The 19,362-nt window shown below is 71.1% G+C and carries 16 protein-coding genes; 6 read left to right on the top strand and 10 right to left on the bottom strand.

The window, feature by feature from the left end:
* Positions 1-59: 59 nt before the first annotated feature.
* Together ACE3QW_RS18655 and ACE3QW_RS18650 are read right to left on the bottom strand one after the other, a co-directional pair.
* Positions 60-1,190 (bottom strand): glycosyltransferase family 4 protein, encoded by a 1,131-nt coding sequence (locus tag ACE3QW_RS18655; RefSeq protein ID WP_374253149.1) that lies wholly within the window; start codon positions 1,188-1,190, stop codon positions 60-62.
* Positions 1,191-1,452: 262 nt separating this feature from the next.
* Positions 1,453-2,067 (bottom strand): 2-hydroxychromene-2-carboxylate isomerase, encoded by a 615-nt coding sequence (locus ACE3QW_RS18650; protein ID WP_250167400.1) that lies wholly within the window; start codon positions 2,065-2,067, stop codon positions 1,453-1,455.
* Between the two features lie 110 nt (positions 2,068-2,177).
* Here ACE3QW_RS18650 and ACE3QW_RS18645 point away from each other — a divergent pair, with 110 nt between their 5' ends.
* The 4 genes from ACE3QW_RS18645 to ACE3QW_RS18630 all read left to right on the top strand — a co-directional run bounded on the left by ACE3QW_RS18645 (position 2,178) and on the right by ACE3QW_RS18630 (position 7,595).
* Entirely contained in the window at positions 2,178-2,927 is a 750-nt protein-coding gene (locus tag ACE3QW_RS18645) for a phosphatase PAP2 family protein (RefSeq protein ID WP_374253147.1), read from the top strand.
* Between the two features lie 109 nt (positions 2,928-3,036).
* Positions 3,037-4,266, top strand: a complete 1,230-nt coding sequence (locus tag ACE3QW_RS18640; RefSeq protein ID WP_029555810.1) for an argininosuccinate synthase — start codon at positions 3,037-3,039, stop codon at positions 4,264-4,266.
* A gap of 105 nt (positions 4,267-4,371) precedes the next feature.
* Positions 4,372-6,492 carry a LodA/GoxA family CTQ-dependent oxidase gene (locus tag ACE3QW_RS18635; protein WP_374253144.1) on the top strand — a complete coding sequence of 707 codons (2,121 nt, stop codon included), beginning with the start codon at positions 4,372-4,374 and terminating at the stop codon, positions 6,490-6,492.
* Positions 6,489-7,595 carry a tryptophan 7-halogenase gene (locus ACE3QW_RS18630; RefSeq protein WP_374253143.1) on the top strand — a complete coding sequence of 369 codons (1,107 nt, stop codon included), beginning with the start codon at positions 6,489-6,491 and terminating at the stop codon, positions 7,593-7,595. The genes ACE3QW_RS18635 and ACE3QW_RS18630 overlap by 4 nt, the downstream gene beginning before the upstream one ends.
* 3 nt (positions 7,596-7,598) lie before the next feature.
* Here the strand turns inward: ACE3QW_RS18630 and ACE3QW_RS18625 are convergent, their stop codons facing one another.
* Positions 7,599-9,482, bottom strand: coding sequence for a heavy metal translocating P-type ATPase (locus tag ACE3QW_RS18625; protein ID WP_374253141.1), 1,884 nt, complete (start codon positions 9,480-9,482; stop codon positions 7,599-7,601).
* Positions 9,483-9,576: 94 nt separating this feature from the next.
* Here ACE3QW_RS18625 and mbfA point away from each other — a divergent pair, with 94 nt between their 5' ends.
* The gene (gene mbfA, locus ACE3QW_RS18620; RefSeq protein WP_029555814.1) at positions 9,577-10,554 is read left to right on the top strand and encodes an iron exporter MbfA; all 978 of its coding nucleotides are present in this window, start codon (positions 9,577-9,579) and stop codon (positions 10,552-10,554) included.
* A gap of 77 nt (positions 10,555-10,631) precedes the next feature.
* Positions 10,632-11,615 carry a zinc-dependent alcohol dehydrogenase family protein gene (locus ACE3QW_RS18615; RefSeq protein WP_374253139.1) on the top strand — a complete coding sequence of 328 codons (984 nt, stop codon included), beginning with the start codon at positions 10,632-10,634 and terminating at the stop codon, positions 11,613-11,615.
* 60 nt (positions 11,616-11,675) lie between these two features.
* Here ACE3QW_RS18615 and ACE3QW_RS18610 read toward each other — a convergent pair whose 3' ends face one another.
* From ACE3QW_RS18610 to ACE3QW_RS18580, 7 genes are all read right to left on the bottom strand, one after another.
* A complete protein-coding gene (locus ACE3QW_RS18610; RefSeq protein ID WP_374253272.1) occupies positions 11,676-13,430 on the bottom strand; it encodes a PHA/PHB synthase family protein in 1,755 nt (584 codons plus the stop codon).
* 370 nt (positions 13,431-13,800) lie between these two features.
* A complete protein-coding gene (locus ACE3QW_RS18605; protein ID WP_374253137.1) occupies positions 13,801-14,679 on the bottom strand; it encodes a CHAD domain-containing protein in 879 nt (292 codons plus the stop codon).
* A gap of 20 nt (positions 14,680-14,699) precedes the next feature.
* Positions 14,700-15,827, bottom strand: coding sequence for a beta-ketoacyl synthase N-terminal-like domain-containing protein (locus ACE3QW_RS18600; RefSeq protein ID WP_374253136.1), 1,128 nt, complete (start codon positions 15,825-15,827; stop codon positions 14,700-14,702).
* Entirely contained in the window at positions 15,824-17,284 is a 1,461-nt protein-coding gene (locus ACE3QW_RS18595; RefSeq protein WP_374253134.1) for an AMP-binding protein, read from the bottom strand. The genes ACE3QW_RS18600 and ACE3QW_RS18595 overlap by 4 nt, the downstream gene beginning before the upstream one ends.
* Positions 17,281-17,856, bottom strand: coding sequence for a biotin transporter BioY (locus ACE3QW_RS18590; RefSeq protein WP_250167390.1), 576 nt, complete (start codon positions 17,854-17,856; stop codon positions 17,281-17,283). Before ACE3QW_RS18590 ends, ACE3QW_RS18595 begins: the two co-directional genes overlap by 4 nt.
* A 13-nt stretch (positions 17,857-17,869) precedes the next feature.
* Positions 17,870-18,502 carry an energy-coupling factor transporter transmembrane protein EcfT gene (locus ACE3QW_RS18585; protein ID WP_374253133.1) on the bottom strand — a complete coding sequence of 211 codons (633 nt, stop codon included), beginning with the start codon at positions 18,500-18,502 and terminating at the stop codon, positions 17,870-17,872.
* Positions 18,499-19,269: an energy-coupling factor ABC transporter ATP-binding protein gene (locus ACE3QW_RS18580; RefSeq protein WP_197022940.1), complete on the bottom strand. Its 771-nt coding sequence runs from the start codon at positions 19,267-19,269 to the stop codon at positions 18,499-18,501. The genes ACE3QW_RS18585 and ACE3QW_RS18580 overlap by 4 nt, the downstream gene beginning before the upstream one ends.
* Positions 19,270-19,362: the final 93 nt, after the last annotated feature.

The following is a 19,362-nucleotide window of genomic DNA, read 5'->3' as shown; positions in this document are numbered from 1 at the left end:
GTGACGCGCGAGGGGAAAAAGCGCCGCAGGTCGCCCCGGCTGCGCCGGCCCGGCCGGGCTCAGGCGGACGGGGGCTCCGCCTGCGCCAGCAAGGCATCCACATAGGCCTCCGCGCTGGTCGCCTGCGCGAACCGGCCGGCGAGCTGCGCGGCGCGCGCATGGCTGTCCCTGAGTCGGCCGGCCAGCCGCAGGATCGCACCGGCGAAGGTGGCGGCGTCGTAAGGGGCGAAGACCTCCCCCTCGGCCGCGCCACTGGCGACCGATGTGCCGGCGAACGTCCCGGCGGCGGCCACCACCGGCCGTCCGGCAGCGGCGGACTGGGTGAAGATGCCCGAGCCGCGCATGCCGAACACCTCGGGGTCATAGGGCAGCAGCATGGCATCCACCTTGCGGGATTCCGCGGCGAAGGCCTCGTCCGTCAGAACCCCGTCGATGACGCGCACATAGGGGAGCGCGCGCAGCGCCCGCTCGGCCGCCGCCGTCTCGGCCTCGTGCCCGCACTGCTGCACCTGGACCACGAAATCCGCGGCGAGGCCCTGCGCCCGGCACAGGCGGATGGCCTCGGGCAGGAGATGAAACCCCTTGTCGTTCTTGGAAACGCCGAAGAAGCCGAACACCGGCCGCTCCGGCAACGGCCGCGCCCGCTCCACATTGCCGAACGGAACCGGCAGGCGGATGGGATCGATGCCGTAGCCCTCCCGGTAGAGATCGGCGATGGCCGCATTTTCGGTGCCGAACACGAGGCTGCGGCCCAGCAGCGGCCGCGCCAGCGCGAACGCCTGCCTGTAGATGCCCGGTCCCAGCTGGCCGGACCGTCGCCAGGGAAGCCAGTCCGGCGCGAACATCAGCTGGCAGACGACGCGGGGCCGTCCGGCCTCGGGCAGCGCGCTCAGCGCCTGGACGACACCCAAGATCTGGTTTTGCATGACGTTAGGGAAGATTACGAGCGTTCCCCGCGTCATCACACCGGCGGGCAAGGCCTCCAGATCGGCGCGGAAGCCGGAATTGAGCCGTTCCGCGCTGAGCCGCTCCCGCAGAAGGTGCGAGCGGGCATGTCGCAGGCGCACGGCGCCCCCGAGGCGGTGCCTGGCCATCTCCCATCGCGTCGGCTGGACGCTGTCATAGAGCGATGCGCTGAAATGGGGGATGGCACCCAGCTCGTCCGCCATCTCCCGATTCATGCTGCGCATGCCGAAGATCCGCACGCGATGGCCCCGCGCCGCGACCGCGGCCCCCACCGTCCTGACCAGGCTGTAGCTGTGCCCGCCAACGGCATTCAGACCGCCGTCCAGAAATACAACGTCCACCGATCCCCCTTGGTGCTGACGCACGGCATGCTCATCAAGGATGAACGCCGTACCGCCGACTCCGGGCCGAAAAGGGGCAGCGGCGCTGGACAGCATTCCTGGGATGCGGCTCCCGCAGATCGCCGCCGGGGCAAACGGTCGTCCCTCACCCCTTCCGGGCGAGGCTTCGGGCGTGCTCCAGCGCCATTTCCAGCCGGTCGTTGCCCCAGAACAGCTCGCCGTCGGTGGTGAAGAAGGTGGGCGCGCCGAACACGCCGCGGGCCTGCGCCTCCTCGGTCTGCGCGCGCAGACGCGCCTTGTTCACCTCGGATTCGGCGTCGGCGATCACCTCGTCCCAGAAGTGTCCGAGACCGGCGAGCACCTGACGGATGGTCTCCCGGTCCGAAATGTCGCGCCCCTGCGCAAACTCGGCGGAGAACAAGGCGCGGGTGAAGGAGGGGCGGCACGCATCGTTGAGGTGCATCGCCACCCGCGCCGCCAGAAGGCCGTTGGCCGGAAAGGTCGCCGGCTTGGTGATGGGCGGCAGGCGCTGGGCGGCGGCGAGGCGGTCGAGATCCCGCCACATATGCGCACCCTTCAGGGGATAGACATTGAACGGCGAGCTTGCGTAGCCCTGCGCGGCGAAGATGGGGCCAAGCAGGAACGGCTTCCAGTGCACCCGCACGTCCGCAAGCTCGGCCAAAGCGGCGATGCGGCAGGCGGCGAGATAGGAATAGGGCGAAGCGAACTCGTAATAGAAATCGAGGCTGCCGCTGGCCATGGGCGTCTCCGGCCTGTACATCGCGGCGGAAGAGTGCGGCGGGGGAAGCTCCGCGTGCAAGGGTCTGAATCAATCGGCTGGATCAATCCCGGATCGGAGCTGGCGACGCGGTGAAGTGGGTGTTGTTCTTCGCGCTGGTGATCGGGGCCGCGGTGGCGATCCTCTTCACCGTGTTCCCCGAGTGGGACATGGCCATCTCCAGCCTGTTCTGGAACGCCAGCCGGCGCACCTTCGGCGTCGCCGGCCTCGGCTGGGCGGCCAATATCCGCACCCTCGCCAACTGGCTGCCCTGGGTCTTCGCCGGCCCGGCCTTCGCCGCCATCATCCTCAAATTCATTTTCCCCCGGGGTAAAATGTTCATGCCGGCGCGGGCGGCGGTGCTGCTCGCCGTCACCATGGCGCTGGGGCCGGGCCTCCTCGTCAACGGCATCCTCAAGGAGCATTGGGGCCGGCCCCGGCCGGTGCATGTGGATACCTTCGGCGGCAAGGACACCTTCCGCCCCTGGTATGCCACCGATGGCACCTGCCCCAGCAACTGCTCCTTCGTTTCGGGCGAGGGCTCGCTGGGCTTCTGGCTGGTGGCTCCGGCGAGCCTCGTGTCCGGCCCGGCGGGGGCGGTGGCGATGGTGGCGGCGGTCTCGTTCGGCGCACTGGCCGGCGGGTTGCGCATCGCCTTCGGCGGGCACTTCTTCACCGATGTGGTGTTTTCCGGCGTGCTGGTCATCCTGCTCATCGTCGCCATGCGGCTCTGGCTCTACGACCGGCCGCGCAGCCCCACCGATGCCTCCCTTGAAGACGCCATCGGCAATGCCGGCCTCGCTCTTCAGGCGAACCTGCGCCGACTTCTCGGCAAGGCCTGACAAGCCGCCTGACCCGCCGCCGGACTCCATCCTTGACCGAGACGGCTTGCCACGCCGCCGCGCGCGCCTATAGTCCGCGCCGATTTTCCCCGAACATCCGAGAGACGTGATGGCGCGTGACGTGAAGAAGGTGGTGCTGGCCTATTCCGGCGGGCTCGACACCTCGGTCATCCTGAAGTGGCTCCAGACCACCTACAATTGCGAGGTGATCACCTTCACCGCCGACCTCGGCCAGGGCGAGGAGCTGGAGCCGGCGCGCAAGAAGGCGGAGCTGCTCGGCATCAAGCCTGAGAACATCTTCATCGAGGACGTGCGCGAGGAGTTCGTGCGGGACTACGTGTTCCCCATGTTCCGCGCCAATGCGGTGTATGAGGGCCTGTACCTGCTCGGCACCTCCATCGCCCGCCCGCTGATCGCCAAGAAGCAGATCGAGATCGCCCGCAAGATGGGCGCCGATGCGGTCGCCCACGGCGCCACCGGCAAGGGCAACGATCAGGTGCGCTTCGAGCTGGGCTATTACGCCCTCGAGCCGGATATCACCGTCATCGCCCCCTGGCGCGAGTGGGACCTGACCTCCCGCACCCGCCTGCTGGAATTCGCCGAGGCGCACCAGATCCCCATCGCCAAGGACAAGCGCGGCGAGGCGCCCTTCTCGGTGGACGCGAACCTCCTGCACTCCTCCTCCGAGGGCAAGGTGCTGGAAGACCCGGCCGACGACGCGCCGGAATATGTCTACCAGCGCACCATCTCGCCGGAGGAAGCTCCCGACGAGGCGACCATCATCACCATCGCCTTCGACAAGGGCGACGCGGTGGCCATCAACGGCGAGGCGCTCTCCCCCGCGAGCCTGCTGACCAAGCTCAACGAGCTCGGCAAGGCCAACGGCATCGGCCGCCTCGACCTCGTGGAGAACCGCTTCGTCGGCATGAAGAGCCGCGGCATCTACGAGACCCCCGGCGGCACCATCCTGCTGGCGGCCCACCGCGGCATCGAGAGCATCACGCTGGACCGCGGCGCGGCGCACCTCAAGGACGAGCTGATGCCGCGCTATGCGGAGCTGATCTACAACGGCTTCTGGTTCTCGCCCGAGCGCGAGATGCTGCAGGCCGCCATCGATTACTCGCAGGCCTATGTGACCGGCGAGGTGACGGTGAAGCTCTACAAGGGCAACGCCACCGTCATCGGCCGCAAGAGCCCCTACTCGCTCTACAACCAGGAGCTGGTCACGTTCGAGGAAGGCGCCGTCGCCTACGACCACCGCGACGCCGCCGGCTTCATCAAGCTCAACGCGCTGCGCCTGCGCACGCTGGGCAGCCGCGCCCGCAAGATCTCCGAGTGAGCAAAATCTCCGAATAGGATCGCGACCGCCGGGGACAGGCGCCTTTTTGCGCTTGCCCCCGGCATCGGCTTGGACAAACTCCGTCCCGGATAGGGGGCGGAATTCATGGATCGTCGGGACCTTCTGAAAGGCGCTGCGGGCTCCACTTTGCTCGCGGCCACCTCCGGCCTCGCGGCGGCGGATGATGCCCCGGCCCCGGTGCTGCGCATCCATCCCGCCATCGGCGTCGCCCGCATCGGCAACAGCCCGGACTATTACCTCGCTCCCGAGACGGCGGCCGGCGAACTGCCGCCCTCCGGCGAAGGCCTGTGGGGCGGCCTGCCCCTCGATGCCGCGACCGGCCAGCCCCTTACCGCGGACGGCTTTCGCGACGGACAGGGCCGGCTCAAGCGGCAGGCCGTGCGCTTCCGCATCTATGCCTACACCCGCACCGGCTGGCCCACCGGCGAGAGCACCGAGATCACGCTGGGCGCTGTCATCGGCGGCAAGCGGGTGGTGGACATCGTGTGGCAGGTGCACGTCGCCAACAAGAAGCTGAACACCTTCGGCATGATGAACCCCATCGGGCATTTCCCCGCGCTGCCGGGGTTCGCCGACGGCAAGCTGATGCCCATCCGCCGCCCGCAGGACGGCCCGCTCGACAGCCCGGACCGTCTCAGGCGCCTCGTCATCGATCCCGGCCCGCGCGCCCTCTCGGCCCGCACGGATCAGGGGCGCGTCCTGGCGTTCGATCGCGCCACGCCCGCGAGCTGCCTTGCCGAGGCGGGCGGCGGCGGAGCACCGGTGCGTCCCCTGCCCGCCTATCCGGTGAGCTTCCCGCAGGACCATTTCCGGCTGCACACCCCGGCGGATCCGGTGACCCGGCTCGGCGACGTGAGGACCGAGGCGGGCACCGGCCGGCTCATCTTCGCCGCCGGCTTCGGCGCAGCGGAAGGCATCACGACCGATGGCAGCGCCCCCTCCGTCAGCGATCAATGGGGCGCGGAAAATACCGACTGGTTCGACGACATGAGCGACGGCCCGGTCTCGGCCCGGATCGTCTTCGAGGATGGCACATCGCAGGATGCGGCCGGCGCCTGGGCGACCTGCGGCGATCCCGGCTTCGCGCCGCAGACCCGCAACGTCGTCACCGCCTGGGACGAGGTCTACGACACCTTCGTGCGCGCGCTCGCGCTGGAGCCGGCGCTTTACGCTGATGGCGCCTTCAACGACGGCTTCTCCGCCGCCTTCTCCGACGATGCCGCGCCCCTGTTCCGCGCCATCATGCAGCAGCGCTGGAACACCAACCTGCCGGCGCCCGCCATCGCCGCCCACAACCGCATCGGCGCCATCACCCCCGCCGACAGCCCGACCGAGAAAATTCCCGACTTCAGCCGAACCATCCGCAACCCTTCGGACCCGGCGAGCCTCGTCCTGGGCGCGCCCGTGATGCCGCTGGCGCTGGGCGATACCAACCGGCCGTTCCTGACGCTGACGCCCACCCAGTACCATCTGCTGCGCCAGTGGCACAAAGGCGTGTTCACGCCCGGCCGCCGCCTGAAGCTCGGGGCGGGCGAGGAACTGGACCGGGTGGCGCTCGCCAATTGCCTCGGCGGGCGCTTCAGCCCCGGCATCGAGGTCTCCTACCCCGTGCGCGACCCCAATCTCTACGTGAAGGATTGGGCGAACGGCCCCGGCGGCGCCTTCCGCGTCAACGCCGCCCTGCTCGACTATTCGAAGGCCCGCGCCGACACGCCCTTCCTGTCGGTAGGCTACATCCCCCTTCGGAACCGGCCGCTGGAGCCGGGCGACATGACCAAGTTCATGGCTGTCCCCTGGCACTCGGACTTCAACCATTGCGCCTCCCACCTGCGCGATCCGAACCCCGGCAACGACCAGACACTCTATTGGTCCTGGCCCGCCGAGCGGCCGGTGGCGGTCTATCCGCAGGCGCTGGCGCGCTTCGACCCCGCCACCGGCTGGGTGCCGGGGCGCCAGCTCTTCGCCGTGCGCGGGGCGGGGACGACCACCATCTATCCCGCCAATGCCGGGCGTTTCCAGAAGGGGTCGGACTTTCTCGTCAACTGGCACAAGGTGGGTTTCGTGGTGCAGGCGAGCCGGATCAACCCGGACGCCCGCCCCGCCGCGCCGGAAGACCCGTTCCTCGAGGTCGCCTGCTTCTTCGAGAATGACACCAGCCAGATGGTCGCCTCCTGGCCCACCTTCAACAACCCGCCCGCCCCGTGAGTGTGTCGCCGGAGCGGGTGGGCATCGCCATCATCGGTGCTGGCCCGGCCGGCTGCGCCACGGCCATCGCGCTGGCGCGGCACGGCATCGGGGATGTGATGCTGTTCGAGGCCGTCACGGGGGATGCCCCCCGCATCGGCGAGACCATTCCCGGCGCCGCGATGCCGCTGCTTTCCCGCCTTGGCCTCATGGACCGCTTCACCGCGCGCGGGCACCTGCCCTCGCTGGGATCGACCGCCGTGTGGGGGAAGGCCGAGCCCCACCACAATGACGGCTTCGCCAATCCCTTCGGCGGCGGCTGGCATCTCGACCGCGCCGGCTTCGACGCCGATCTGAGGGCGCAGGCGGCGGGCGTGCCGCTCCATGCGGGGCGTCTGCGGATGATGTCGGCGGAGGGGAGCGGCCACCGCCTCCGTTTCGAAGGCGCGAACGGGCCGTTCGAGGTCACGGCCGGGCTGGTGGTGGACGCGAGTGGCGTGCGCGCGGCGGCGCTCCGCAGCCTCAAGGTGGCGCGCAATCCCGTGGATGCCATCGCCTTCCACTGGAGCCTCCTCGCCCTCGCCGAGCCGGAGGAGATGCCCGCCCGCACCTTCCTCGAAGCCGTGCCGGAGGGCTGGTGGTATGCGAGCCGCATTCCCGGCGGGCGCGTGGTGGTGGGCTTCGCCACCGATCCCGATGCCGGCGCCCGCTTCGCCGATGCCGCCGCCTTCCGCGCCGCCCTGGCCGAAACCCGCCTCATCGGCCCCCAGATCGCGCGCGGCCGCCCGCTGGACGCGGATGCGCCGCCGCGCATCGCCATCGCGCCCACCGCCATCCTCAGCGCCGTCGCCGGGCCTGGATGGCTCGCCGTGGGCGATGCCGCGGCCTGCCTCGACCCCCTGCTCTCGCAGGGCCTCACCCGCGCGCTGGAGGACGGCATCGCCGCCGCCGACGCCATCGCCGGGGCGCAAGCGGGGGGTGCAGGCGCTTTCAACGCCTATCAGGACCGCGTGTTCGCCCGCTTCACCGCCGGCGTGCGGCTGCGCGCGGGCTTCTATGCAGCAGAGACGCGCTGGCCCGACGCCCCCTTCTGGCGCCGAAGGCAGGTCCAGGCCGCTGCATAGGGCTCAGTCCGCGCCCTCGCCCGGTCCCGGGATGAGCACGCGCAAGGCGTTGAGGATGACCACCACGTCGATGGCCTCCTGCAGCAGCGCCCCCTGCACCGGCTGGAGATAGCCGAACGCCGCCGCCACCATGCCCGCCAGCGACAGGCCGATGCCCCAGCGCACGCTCTGCCGCGCGATGGCCAGCGAACGGCGGGCGATGGCCATGGCCTCGGCGAGGCGGTCGAGCCGGTCCACCAGCAGCACCGCATCCGCCACCTCGGCGGAAGCCGCCGCCCCCCGCGCGCCCAGCGCGACGCCGATGTCGGCCGCGGCGAGCGCGGGCGCGTCATTCACGCCGTCGCCCACCATCATCACCGCGCCGCCGTTGGCGGTCTCGCGGGACAGGGCGATGTGCGCGATCTTGCCTTCCGGCTTCAATTCCCCGGTCCAGGCGTCGAGGCCGAGGTCGCGGCCCACCGCATCCACCGCCTCCGCCCGGTCGCCGGAGGCGAGCGCCACATGCTGCACCCCGCCGCGGCGCAAGGCGGCGATCATGTCGGCGGCGTCGTCCCGCACGGGATCGGCGAACAGCAGCAGCCCCGCCGGACGGCCATCGACAGCCACCGCCACCACCGCGCTCGCGGGGGGAAGAAGCGCGCGAAGGTCGCTCCAGTCGCCGGACGCGCGTGCGGCCACATAGGCCGTGCCGCCCACGGCCACCGCCCGCCCCTCGACCCATCCTTCCAGCCCCGCGCCGCCATCCTCCCTCACCGCGCGGGGCGGCGCGAGCGGGAGCCCCCGGTCCTGCGCGGCATGGACCAGCGCCCGCGCCACCACATGGCTCGACGCCTGATCCAGCGACGCGGCGAGGCGCAGCACCTCCTCCGGGTCGAAATCGGGCGCGGTGCGCACCTCTTCCAGCTCGGCGCGGCCATGGGTGAGGGTGCCGGTCTTGTCCACCACCAAGGCGCGGACGCGCGCCAGCTTCTCCAGCGCGCCGCCGCTCTTCACCAGAACGCCGCGCTTCGCCGCCCGCGACAGGCCGGCCATAAGCGCCACCGGCACGGCGAGGATGAGGGGACAGGGCGTCGCCACCACCAGCACCGCCAGCGCCCGGCGCGGATCGTGGGCGAGGATCGCCGCGCCGACAGCGAGGGCGATGGAAACGACGAGGAAGGCGAGCGCGTAGCGGTCGGCGAGGCGCACCATGGGTGCGCGGCTGGACGCGGCCTCCTCCACGAGGCGCACGATGCCCGCATAGGTGCTGTCCGCCGCCGGCCTCAGGATGGCGAGATCGAAGGCATCGCCGGCGTTCACCGCCCCGGAGGGCGCCTCCTCGCCGTCCTCCAGCCGCGCCGGGCGCGTCTCGCCGGTCAGGGAGGAGAGGTCGAGCACCGCCGGGCCGCCGATGACCGCACCGTCGGCGGGCACGGTGTCGCCGGAGCGCACCAGCACCCGGTCGCCGGCCACCAGATCCACCGCCGCAATGACCACCAGCCCGCCGTCGCGATGGAGCATCGCATCGCGCGGCGCGCGGGCAACGAGGGCGGTCATCTCCCGCCGGGCGCGGCCTTCCGCGAACCGCTCCAGTTGCTGGCCGCCCGCATACATGAGCGCGACCACGTTGCCGGCCAGAGGCTCGCCGAAGGCCAGAGCCGCGGCCATGGAGAGCGCCGCCAGCACGTCGAGACCGAACCGGCCCGCGCGCAGGGAGCGGGCGATGTCGAGGAGAAGCACCGCCAGAACCGGCGCCGTGCCCACGGCGAAGGCGGCCGAGGCGGCAGCCTTCATCCCGGCGAGCTGGAGCAGCAGCCCCGCGACGAGGGGCAGCACGGCGGCGGCGAGCAGAAGGTACCGGTTCCGCCCGGCGGCGGCCTCGCTCTGGATATGCCCCGGCTCCGTCATCTCTCCCCCGGTGCGGCGCTTTGGTCGCACTGCCGTCGCTGTTGTCGCGCGAACATCAGATTGTTAGAAGAGTTCTAAACAGGAGTCACCCGGCATGTTGTCGTTTCTCTCCGGCCGCCGCCGGTTTGCAGACCTTTCGGAGCGGGAAATCCTCGCGCTCGCCATCTCCTCCGAGGAAGACGACGCGCGCATCTACATGGAATATGCCGAGGCGCTGCGGAGCGAATATCCCGACACGGCCAAGGTGTTCGAAAGCATGGCGGCGCAGGAGCGCGGCCATCAGACCAGCCTCACCCGCGAATATGAGCGGCGCTACGGCGGCACCGTGCCGCTGATCCGCCGCGAGAGCATCGCCGGCTATTATGGCCGCCGGCCGGTGTGGGCCGTGGTGAACCTCGGCATCGAGCGCATCCGCGCCGAGGTGGGGCGGATGGAGGACGAGGCCGCCAACTTCTATCTGAAGGCGCAGAAGAAGACGTCCGATCCCGACACCCGCAAGCTGCTCGAAAGCCTCTACCAGACCGAGCTGCAGCACGAGGAGATCGCCGGCAACCTCGCCGACCGCTATCTGCCCGCCGACAAGAAGAAGGAAGAGGACGAGAAGGCCCGCCGGCAGTTCCTGCTCACCTTCGTGCAGCCGGGCCTCGCGGGCCTGATGGACGGCTCGGTCTCGACGCTGGCCCCCATCTTCGCCACCGCCTTCGCCACGCAGGATTCCCACACCACCCTGCTCGTCGGCCTCGCCGCGGCGGTGGGCGCCGGCATCTCCATGGGCTTCACCGAGGCCCTGCACGATGACGGCGTCATCTCGGGCCGTGGCTCGCCGCTGAAGCGCGGCCTCTCCTCCGGCATCATGACCGCGGTGGGCGGCCTCGGCCATGCCCTGCCTTACATCATTCCCGAATTCTGGACCGCGACGGCCATCGCCATCATCGTGGTGTTCGTCGAGCTGTGGGCCATCGCCTTCATCCAGAACCGCTATATGGAGACGCCCTTCTGGCGCTCGGTGTTCCAGGTGGTGCTCGGCGGCGCGCTCGTGCTGGCGGCCGGCATCTTCATCGGCGGCAGCTGATCCATATGCCGTTGCGGGAGATCATGTCTCCCGCTCCCAAGGCGTGAGAGGGTGCCTGCGATATCGCGAGGCACCTCATGCACGCCATGGTCCTGAAAGAGGTCGGCGGTCCCCTTGTCGCCGAGGAACGGCCCGACCCCGTGCCGGGGCCGGGGGAAGTCCTCATCAAGGTCGGGGCGTGCGGCGTCTGCCGCACCGATCTCCATGTGGTGGACGGCGAGCTGCCGCAGACGCGGCTGCCCATCATTCCCGGCCATGAGATCGTCGGGCGCGTCGCGGCGCTGGGTGCGGGGGTTTCTCATCTCACGATCGGCGAGCGGGTGGGCGTCGGCTGGCTCGGCCGCGCCTGCGGCTGCTGCTCCTATTGCGAAGAGGGCGCCGAAAACCTGTGCGACTCGCCAGTCTTCACCGGCTGCACCCGCGACGGCGGCTTCGCCAGCCATACGGTGGCCGACGCGCGCTTCGTCTATCCCCTCGGTGAGGCCGGCGAGGACATCGCGCTGGCGCCGTTGCTCTGCGCCGGGCTCATCGGCTGGCGCACGCTGAAGATGGCGGGTGAGGGCAAGCGCATCGGCCTCTACGGCTTCGGCGCCGCCGCCCACATCATCACCCAGGTGGCGCGCTGGCAGGGGCGGGAGATCTACGCCTTCACCCGGCCCGGTGACACGCGGGCGCAGGACTTCGCCCGCACGCTGGGCGCCGTCTATGCCGGCGCTTCGGATGCCCCGGCGCCGGTACCGCTGGACGCTGCGCTCATCTTCGCTCCGGCCGGCGAGCTGGTGCCGCAGGCGCTGAGGGCCGTGCGCAAGGGCGGGCGGGTGGTGTGCGGCGGCATCCACATGAGCGACATCCCCGCCTTCCCCTATCGCTGGCTGTGGGAGGAACGGAAAATCCTCTCCGTCGCCAACCTAACCCGCGCCGACGCCCACGAATTCCTCGCGCTGGCGCCCAAGGCCGGCGTTTCCACCCACGTCACGCCCTATCCCCTTTCCGAGGCCAACCGCGCGCTGGACGACCTGCGCGGCGGACGGCTGGAAGGGGCAGCCGTGCTGGTGCCATGAAGCATTTTCAAGCGAAGTGGAGTCCGGTTCGCGTGAAGAAAATGCGTATCGTGAAATGCCCTACCGCTGCATCACATAGGTGCCGGGCGCCGGGCAGAGCACCGGATAGCCGGGCGCGCCCAAGGGCGGCAGCGCGCGGCCGGGGGCGGAGCGGGCGGACAGGAAGGCCTCCCACGCCGGCCACCACGAGCCCTCCTGCGTGGGCGTCGCCTCCACCCACTGGTCGGGGCCGAGATGGTGGTCGCCGTGGCGGGTTTCGTGCAGGCGGAAATGCCGGTGCTTGTGCCCCGGCTCGCTGACGATGCCGGCATTGTGCCCGCCGGAGGTCAGCACGAAGGTCACGTCCGTGTCGGTCAGCTGGTGGATCTTGTAGACCGAGCGCCACGGCGCCACGTGGTCCCGCTCCGTACCCACCACGAACAGGGGCACGTTGATGTCCTGGAGCGAGACCGGGCGCCCGTCCACCTTGTAGCGGCCGGCGGCGAGGTCGTTGTCGAGGAAGAGCTGGCGCAGATACTGGGAATGCATGCGGTAGGGCATGCGGGTGGCGTCCGCGTTCCAGGCCATCAGGTCGTTCATGGGCGTGCGCTCGCCCATCAGATATTCGTGGACGAGGCGCGACCAGACGAGATCGTTGGAGCGCAGCATCTCGAACGCCCCGGCCATCTGCCCGGATGAGAGCACGCCCTGGTCCCACATCATGCTTTCGAGCGTGTAGAGCTCGCCGGGGTCCACGAACAATTGCAGCTCGCCGGCTTCCGAGAAATCGGTCTGCGCCGCGAACAGCGTGACGGAGGCGAGGCGGTCGTCGTCGGCGCGGGCCATGGCGGCGGCGGTGATGGAGAGCAGCGTGCCGCCGAGGCAATAGCCCACCGCATGGACCTTCTCGCCTGGCACCACCGCATTGATGGCATCGAGCGCCGCCATCACGCCGTCGCGGCGGTAGTCGTCGAAGCCGAGGTCGCGGTCCTCCGCCGTCACGTTGCGCCAGGAGAGGCAGAACACCGTGTGGCCCTTGGACACGAGATAGCGGATCAGCGAGTTCTCCGGCGACAGGTCGAGGATGTAATACTTCATGATCCAGGCGGGCACGATCAGCACCGGCTCGGCGGCGACAGTGGCGGTGGTCGCGCGATATTGGATCAGCTCCACGAGGTGGTTGCGGAAGATCACTTCGCCCGGCGTCACCGCCACATTGCGGCCCGCCTCGAACGCCTCCGCACCCACCGGCGGCTGGCCGGAGGCCTTGCGCGCCGCGTCCTCCATGAAATTGCGCGCACCCTGCACGAAATTGAGCCCGGCCGTCTCCCGCGCCCGGCGCAGCACCTCGGGATTGGTGAAGGGCGAGTTCGACGGGGAGAAGACATCGAGCAGCTGGCGGGCGGCGAAGGCCACCACCGCCTCGTTGTGGGGCGCGACGCCGGGCACGCCGTGGGTGGCGTTGTGCCACCATTGCTGGTTCAGCAGGAAGGACTGGTACCAGAAGCGGAACGGCCAGTCCTGCCACGCCGGGGCGCTGAACCGTTCGTCCCCCGGCAGCGGCTGGATGCAGTTGGGAAAGCTCCGGTCGAAGCTGGAGGCCACCATGTAGGCGCCGAGCCGTGCGGACTTGCGCCACGCCTTCAGCGCCAGTTCCGCCTGCTTGCCGGGGGCGGCGGCCAGATGCATCCACCAGTCCATCAGCGACAGAGTCAGCGCTGTGGGCGAGAGGCCCGAGGTGGCGCGGGCGGAAAGCGCGGCGGCGGCGCGGTCCACCGCGCGCAGGGCTTCCGGCCCCGGTCCGTGCTCGAAATCCTCCTCGTCATGGCAGGCCATGCGCGCCCAGGCCTGGGCGATCAGCCGCCCGGCCTCGGGCAGCTTGGAAAAATCCATGGCGGCGCGGGCGAGATCGGCGCCGGGAGCCGGCGCCTCCGGCGTGGACACGGCGGGCGCGGGAGTCGGCTCCCGCGCGGCGGCGGGCGCACCACCCACGGTCTGGGGCTGGATACGGGGCGAATTGGCGGGCAGGTTGACCATCGGCCGATCTCTTCAGGGCGCGGGAGGCGCCCGGGACTTGAAACGGATGCCGGAGCCTCGCCCGGCAGCGCGCCGGACGCTTGAGCTTTGCGACCTCAGCTTTTGCCGCTTCTCGCGGCGCTTTGATGACGATCAGGCCGCGCCGAGGCTGAGCCGGCAATGATACGCGTCAATTGGACGCCACGCGCACGGTCTCCCGGCAGCTGTCGCGAAAGGCCTTGGCGCTGCGGCGGAACAGCGCCGCGTGCTGCCGCTGCGCCCGCTTGCGCAGCCGTTTCTGCGCCCGGTCCATGGCGAGGCCGAGCCGCTCCCGCGTGCCCTCCGCCAGCGCCTCGCCCGCCGCGTCCAGCATGGGCCGCAGGGTTTCGATGTCCTGATAGGCGCCGAGCAGGTCACGCAGCCGCTGCGCGGCGCGGGCGCGCTTCGCCCCATGGCCGAAGGCCTCGGCGAGGAAACTCATCTGGTAGCGGTGGGTGACGACGCGCTTGCGCGCCTCGTGCATGGCCTCGGGCGTGTCGAAGGGCGCGCGGCGGGCGTGCCTGTAGGCCTTCACCAGCCCCTTGGCCACGTCCGCCTCCCGCGCCTGTGCCGCCAGCGTGTCGGCCAGCGCGGCGCGCGCGGAGACGAGAAAGCCGCCGAGCGTGGCGCGATGCTCCCCGCCGTCCTCGGCGGCGTCATCGCCCAGCACCGCCTCGGCGTCGGTCTGATCGCAGGCGAGGAGGAAGCCGCCCTGGGCCATCACGTCCAGCGCATCGCGGGCCGCCACCTGGTCGCGGGCGCCGGAAAGCTGGCGCGCCACCTCTGCCGTTCGCCGCCGCTCGGCCTTCGCAGCCTCGCCCGGAATGAGGCGGAGCAAGGCCCGATACTGCTTCATGGCCTTGCGGGCGTCGTGCACCATCTCCACCGGATCGGGATCGGCCACCGCCGCGGCCACGGTCTCGATGGTCGCCGCGAGAGCGTCCGCCAGCGCGTCGCCCGCCGCGCGGGGCGGGATCGGGGGCGGGGTCACGCGTTCGGCATCGGGGGTCGCGACATCCAGCATGGGCATTTTTGCTCCGGAACCGGGGCTCAACGGTCGCACACCGGGCCGGTTCCGTCCCGGTCCAGCATCAAGGCGGTGGCGATGCCACCCGCACCAGCGATGGCGCACAGCGCGCGGCCTGTCTCCATCGCCTTCAACCGATGATACGCCCGTACCGCCAGGATTGCACCCGATGCGCCGATGGGATGGCCCCGCGCCAAGGCGCCGCCCCCCGCGTTCACCCGCGCCGCATTCAGCCCCAGCCGGCGGATGGCGACGAAGGCCTGCGCCGCATAAGCTTCCATGAGTTCCACATGATCGATGGCGCCCGGGGCGATGCCGAGGCGAGTGCACAGGGCCTCCACCGCCGCGATGGGCGCAAGGGCGGGAACCAGCGGGTCTCCGCCGCGCGCCAGACCTCCGGCAATCGTCACGTCCCCCGCCCGCGCCGGCCCCAGCAGGACGAGGCCGGCCGCATCCGCCTCCACCGCGATGGTCGCGGCGGTGACGCCATGGGCCGCATCCCCCGCCAGCACCGGCAGGCGGGCCATCAGCGCGGGCGAGAGGCGGCGCGCGAAGGCATCGGCGGCTAGGCCGGCCACCGGCACGATCTCGTCCTCCCCCGCCGGCGCCGCCAGCGCCCGGCGGTGGCTCTCGGCGGCGAATGCCTCCTGTTCGGCGCGGGAGATGCCTTCCGCCTCAGCCATGCCGGCGGCGGAGGCGTCGAGGGCGATCTCGCGGTCCGGCCAGGGCGTGAAGGCCGGCTGGCGATAGAAATCCGGCGCCCCATCCTTCTCGCGCGGACGGTGGGCACGCAATGGCGCGGTGCTGAAGCTCTCTGCCCCGCCCGCCAGCACATAGCGCGCCTCTCGGGAAGCGATGCGCGCGGCGCCCAAGCGGATGGCATCGAGGCCGGAGCAGCATTGGGTGTCGAGGGTGAGCGCGGGCACGCCCTCCGGCAGTCCTGCCGCCAGCGCGGCGACGCGGGCCATGTTGCCGCCGCCGGAGAGGGCGTTGCCGAGGATAACCTCGTCCACGTCCTCCGGCCCCACCCCCGCCGCCTCCAGCACCGGGCCGATCAGCGCCGCCGCAAGTTCATGGGCCGGCACGTCGCGGAAGGCGCCGCGGCGCGGGGCGACCGCCGTGCGTTTCGCGGCGAGGAGCGCGACCTTCATGGCAGAAGCTCGCAGTGGTCGGGCCACAGGCGGGCGATGGCGGGGAAATCGGTCTTCCCCGTGGGCGTCAGCGGCCAGTCCGCCACCCGCGCATAAAGGCGCGGCACCTTGAACAGGGGCAGGCGGGATTTGAGGAAGCCGATGAGGTCGGCGCGGGCAGGCGCCCCACCTTCGGCAAGCAAAAGGAACGCCACCAGCCGTTCGCCGCGCTTGCCGTCCGCCACGCCCAGCACGGCGGCGGCGGCGATGGCGGGGTGGGTTTCCAGCACCCGCTCCACCTCCTCGGGAAAGAGGTTCTTGCCCGAGGTGACGATCATCCGCCGCGACCGGCCGACGAGGTGCAGGAAGCCGGCATCGCTGAGAAAACCCATGTCGCCGACGCTCACCTCATCGCCCTGCACGTACAGGTCGGGGCTGTCGCCGGTGGCGTAGTCCATGAACAAAAAGGGGCTCTCCACGAACACCCGCCCGGTGCGACCCGCCGGCAGCCGCCGCCCGGCGGCATCGCGGATGGAGAGGCGCACGTCCGTGAAGGCGCGGCCCACCGAGCCGGCCGGCACGTTTTCCGCCTCCTTCGCCACGGTGACGAAGGAGAGTTCGGAGGCGCCGTAGAATTCCGCGAAGGCCGCGTTCGGCAAAAGGTGCGCCAGCATCTGCCGCCGCCCCGGCGGCCATTTCGCGCCGGAGCAGAGCACGAGGGTGAGGCCCGGCAGGGTCTCGCCCTCGGCGGCGAGATGGTCCAACAGCAGCGCGATCTGCGTCGGCACGCCGTAGAGCACGGTCGCGCCATGGGTCCGCGCCAGCTCGGCGGCGATGCGCGGGCGGAAGCTCGGAGAGAGCAGCACATGCGCCCCGGCATCGATGCCGCGCGCCAGCGCATAGAGGAAGAGCGAATGGGTGAGCGCCCCGGGAGCGAGGAGCACGTCGTGGGCGCCGATGCCGAATTCCGCCGTGTCCGCATCGAAGCTCGCGGTCCAGGAGCGGTGCGCGCGGCGGTAGCCCTTTGGCAGGCCGGTGGAGCCGGAGGTGAAGCCCACATAGAAGGGCAGGTCGGGAGCGGGCTCGGCGATTGCCTTCGCCGGGCCGGCGCCGATCGCCTCGGTCAGCCCCGCCGCGCCCTGCGCCGGATCGAGCCGGATGTCGCCCGCCTGCGCGCTCACGATCAGGCCCGGCCGGACCCGTTCCAGCACCTCGACGCGCTGACCCTCCGGCCAGCCGGGATCGAGGATCTGCGCCTCCCGTCCCGCGCGGGCGGCGGCGAGGAACAGGAGGGCGAGGGCCGCGCCATTGGGCAGATCAAGCCCGATGCCGCCCGCCGGCGCCCCCGCGAACCGCCCGGCGCAACGCGCCACCAGCGCGTCGAGCGTGGCGTAGGTCAGCGTTTCACCGCCGCAGGTGAGGGCCGGCGCATCCGGCCGCTCCAGAGCGTGGCGGGCGAGGTGGCGCGTGATGCTCACGGCCGGTGCGGGGCCGCCACCGACCAGCTGCGCAGGACGGTGGTGGCGAGCACCGCGGCGCCCACCGCCTTGATGAGGTCGCCCGGCAGGAAGACGGACGTGCCGATGAAGGCCTTGGCGAGGCTGATGTTGGCCATCATCGCCAGTCCGGGAAGGCCGAACGCATAGACGGTGAGGATGCCGCCGGCGATGGCGGCGATGAGCGCCGTCGCCAGCGCCGGCAGGTTGCGGGCGGCGAGGCGCTCGGCGAGGAGGCCGGTGACGTAGCCGCCGGCGACATAGCCGATGAGGAAGCCCGCCGTGGGGCTCGCCAGAACGCCGAGGCCGCCGCGCCCGCCGGAGAGCAGCGGCGCGCCGAGCAGCACCACGAACACGAACAGGCCCGTCGCCGCCGCCCCGGCCCGGGAGCCGAGCAGCAGGCCGGCCAGCATCACCCCGAGGCTCTGGGCGGTGATGGGCACGCCGGCCGCGAGGGGCAGATAGATGGGCGGCACGAAGCCCAAAGCCGCGATGAGGGCTGCGATGAGGGCGATGCGCACCAGCGTGCGCGTCTCGAAGATCTGGTGGTCCATGGGTCCGTCCCTTTCAAATTCTGGGCTTGCGCGCGGGGCGCGAGCGCCGCGGCGCGCCGAAGCCGCGGGCATCGAGGGCTTCCGCCACCTGATCGGACATGGCGAGCGCGCCGGAGAAGAAGGCGCCAATGAGCGCCAGTCCCGGCCGGCGCGGGCTGCGCGCCCGCCAGGCCTCCTCGCGGCCCCGCCAGGTGTCGAGCAGCACCGGCACGAAGCGCAGCACCAGGGCCACCGCCAGCGCGAGGCGCTCGGGATCGAGCCCGAAGCGTCTGAGCGGGCGCATGGGCAGGGCCAGCGCATCCATCATGTCCTGCATGCGGGTGGAGAGGGTGACGAGATCGGCCAGCAGCACCATCACGGCGATGCGCAGCACGCTCGCCAACGCCACCTCGACGGAGGCCGCCCACACCTGCAGCGCGAAGATGATGACGAGCAGCGGCAGGAGGCTCCGCCATTGGGCGAGCCGCCGCAGTCCCGGCCGGCCGAAGCTGGAAAAGACGATGAGCACGGCGGCGAGCACCATGGCCAGCAGCACCGGGCTGTCCAGCGGCACGATCAGCACCGAGAGCACCGCGAGCGCGATCAGCTTCACCCCGGCGGGCAGGCGATGCAGCACGCTGCGGCCGGAGAGATAGCCGGCGATCACGGGAACGCCCTTCCGGCCTGTCGCCCGATGGCCAGCTCGGCGCGGGCGCGCGCGTCGGCCTCGTAGAGCGGGACAATGTCGGCCGGCGCCCCGTCCGCCGCCACCTCCCCGCCCTTCAGCCAGATCACACGCTCGAAGCCCGCGAACAGGTCCACGTCATGGCTGGCCATCACCAGCGTCACGTCGAGCGCGCCGAGGCGGGATGCGAGAGTGAGGCGGGTGGTGAGGTCGAGGCTGGAGAAGGGCTCGTCCAGCAGCAGCACCGAGGGTCCGGCGGCCAGCGCCGAGAGGATGCAGACGAGCTGCTTCTGCCCCTCGGACAGGTCCGACACCGCCCGATCGCCCCAGCCGGCGCAGCCGTGGCGGGCGAGCAGCCGGTCGGCGGCGGCATTGGCCTCGGCCTTGGGGGTGCCCTGCTGGATGGGGCCGAAGGCGATCTCCTCCCGGACTGAGGGGAAGATGATCTGGTGGTCCACGTTCTGGAACACGAAGCCCACCGTCGCCGGCAGCTTGCGGCGGTCGCGGCGAGTGTCGAGCCCCTCCACCGTCACCGTGCCGGTATCCGGCAGGATCAGCCCGTTGAGGAGGCGCAGCAGGGTGGACTTGCCCGAGCCATTGTCGCCCACGAGGCCGATGCGCCGTTCGGTAAGGGTGAGGTTGAGATTGGAGAACACCGTGCGCGCGCCACGCGTCACCTCGACCCCGGCGAGCCGCGCGAAGGGCGCGGTGGCGGGGCGCGTGTCGGCGGCGGCGGGCATCTCGCTCATGACCTCTCCTCGATAGCGCTCTTCCGATAAACGGTTCGCGCGGTGAGGCAAGAGTCCAGGCGCGCGCGCCGACGGCATGGGAGGCGCCCCGAC

Origin of the sequence: Xanthobacter sp. (assembly GCF_041911315.1) — a bacterium.
GTDB lineage: Bacteria > Pseudomonadota > Alphaproteobacteria > Rhizobiales > Xanthobacteraceae > Xanthobacter > Xanthobacter aminoxidans.
The sequence above is the reverse complement of the archived record's forward strand: the minus strand, read 5'-3'. Positions and strand labels throughout refer to the sequence as shown.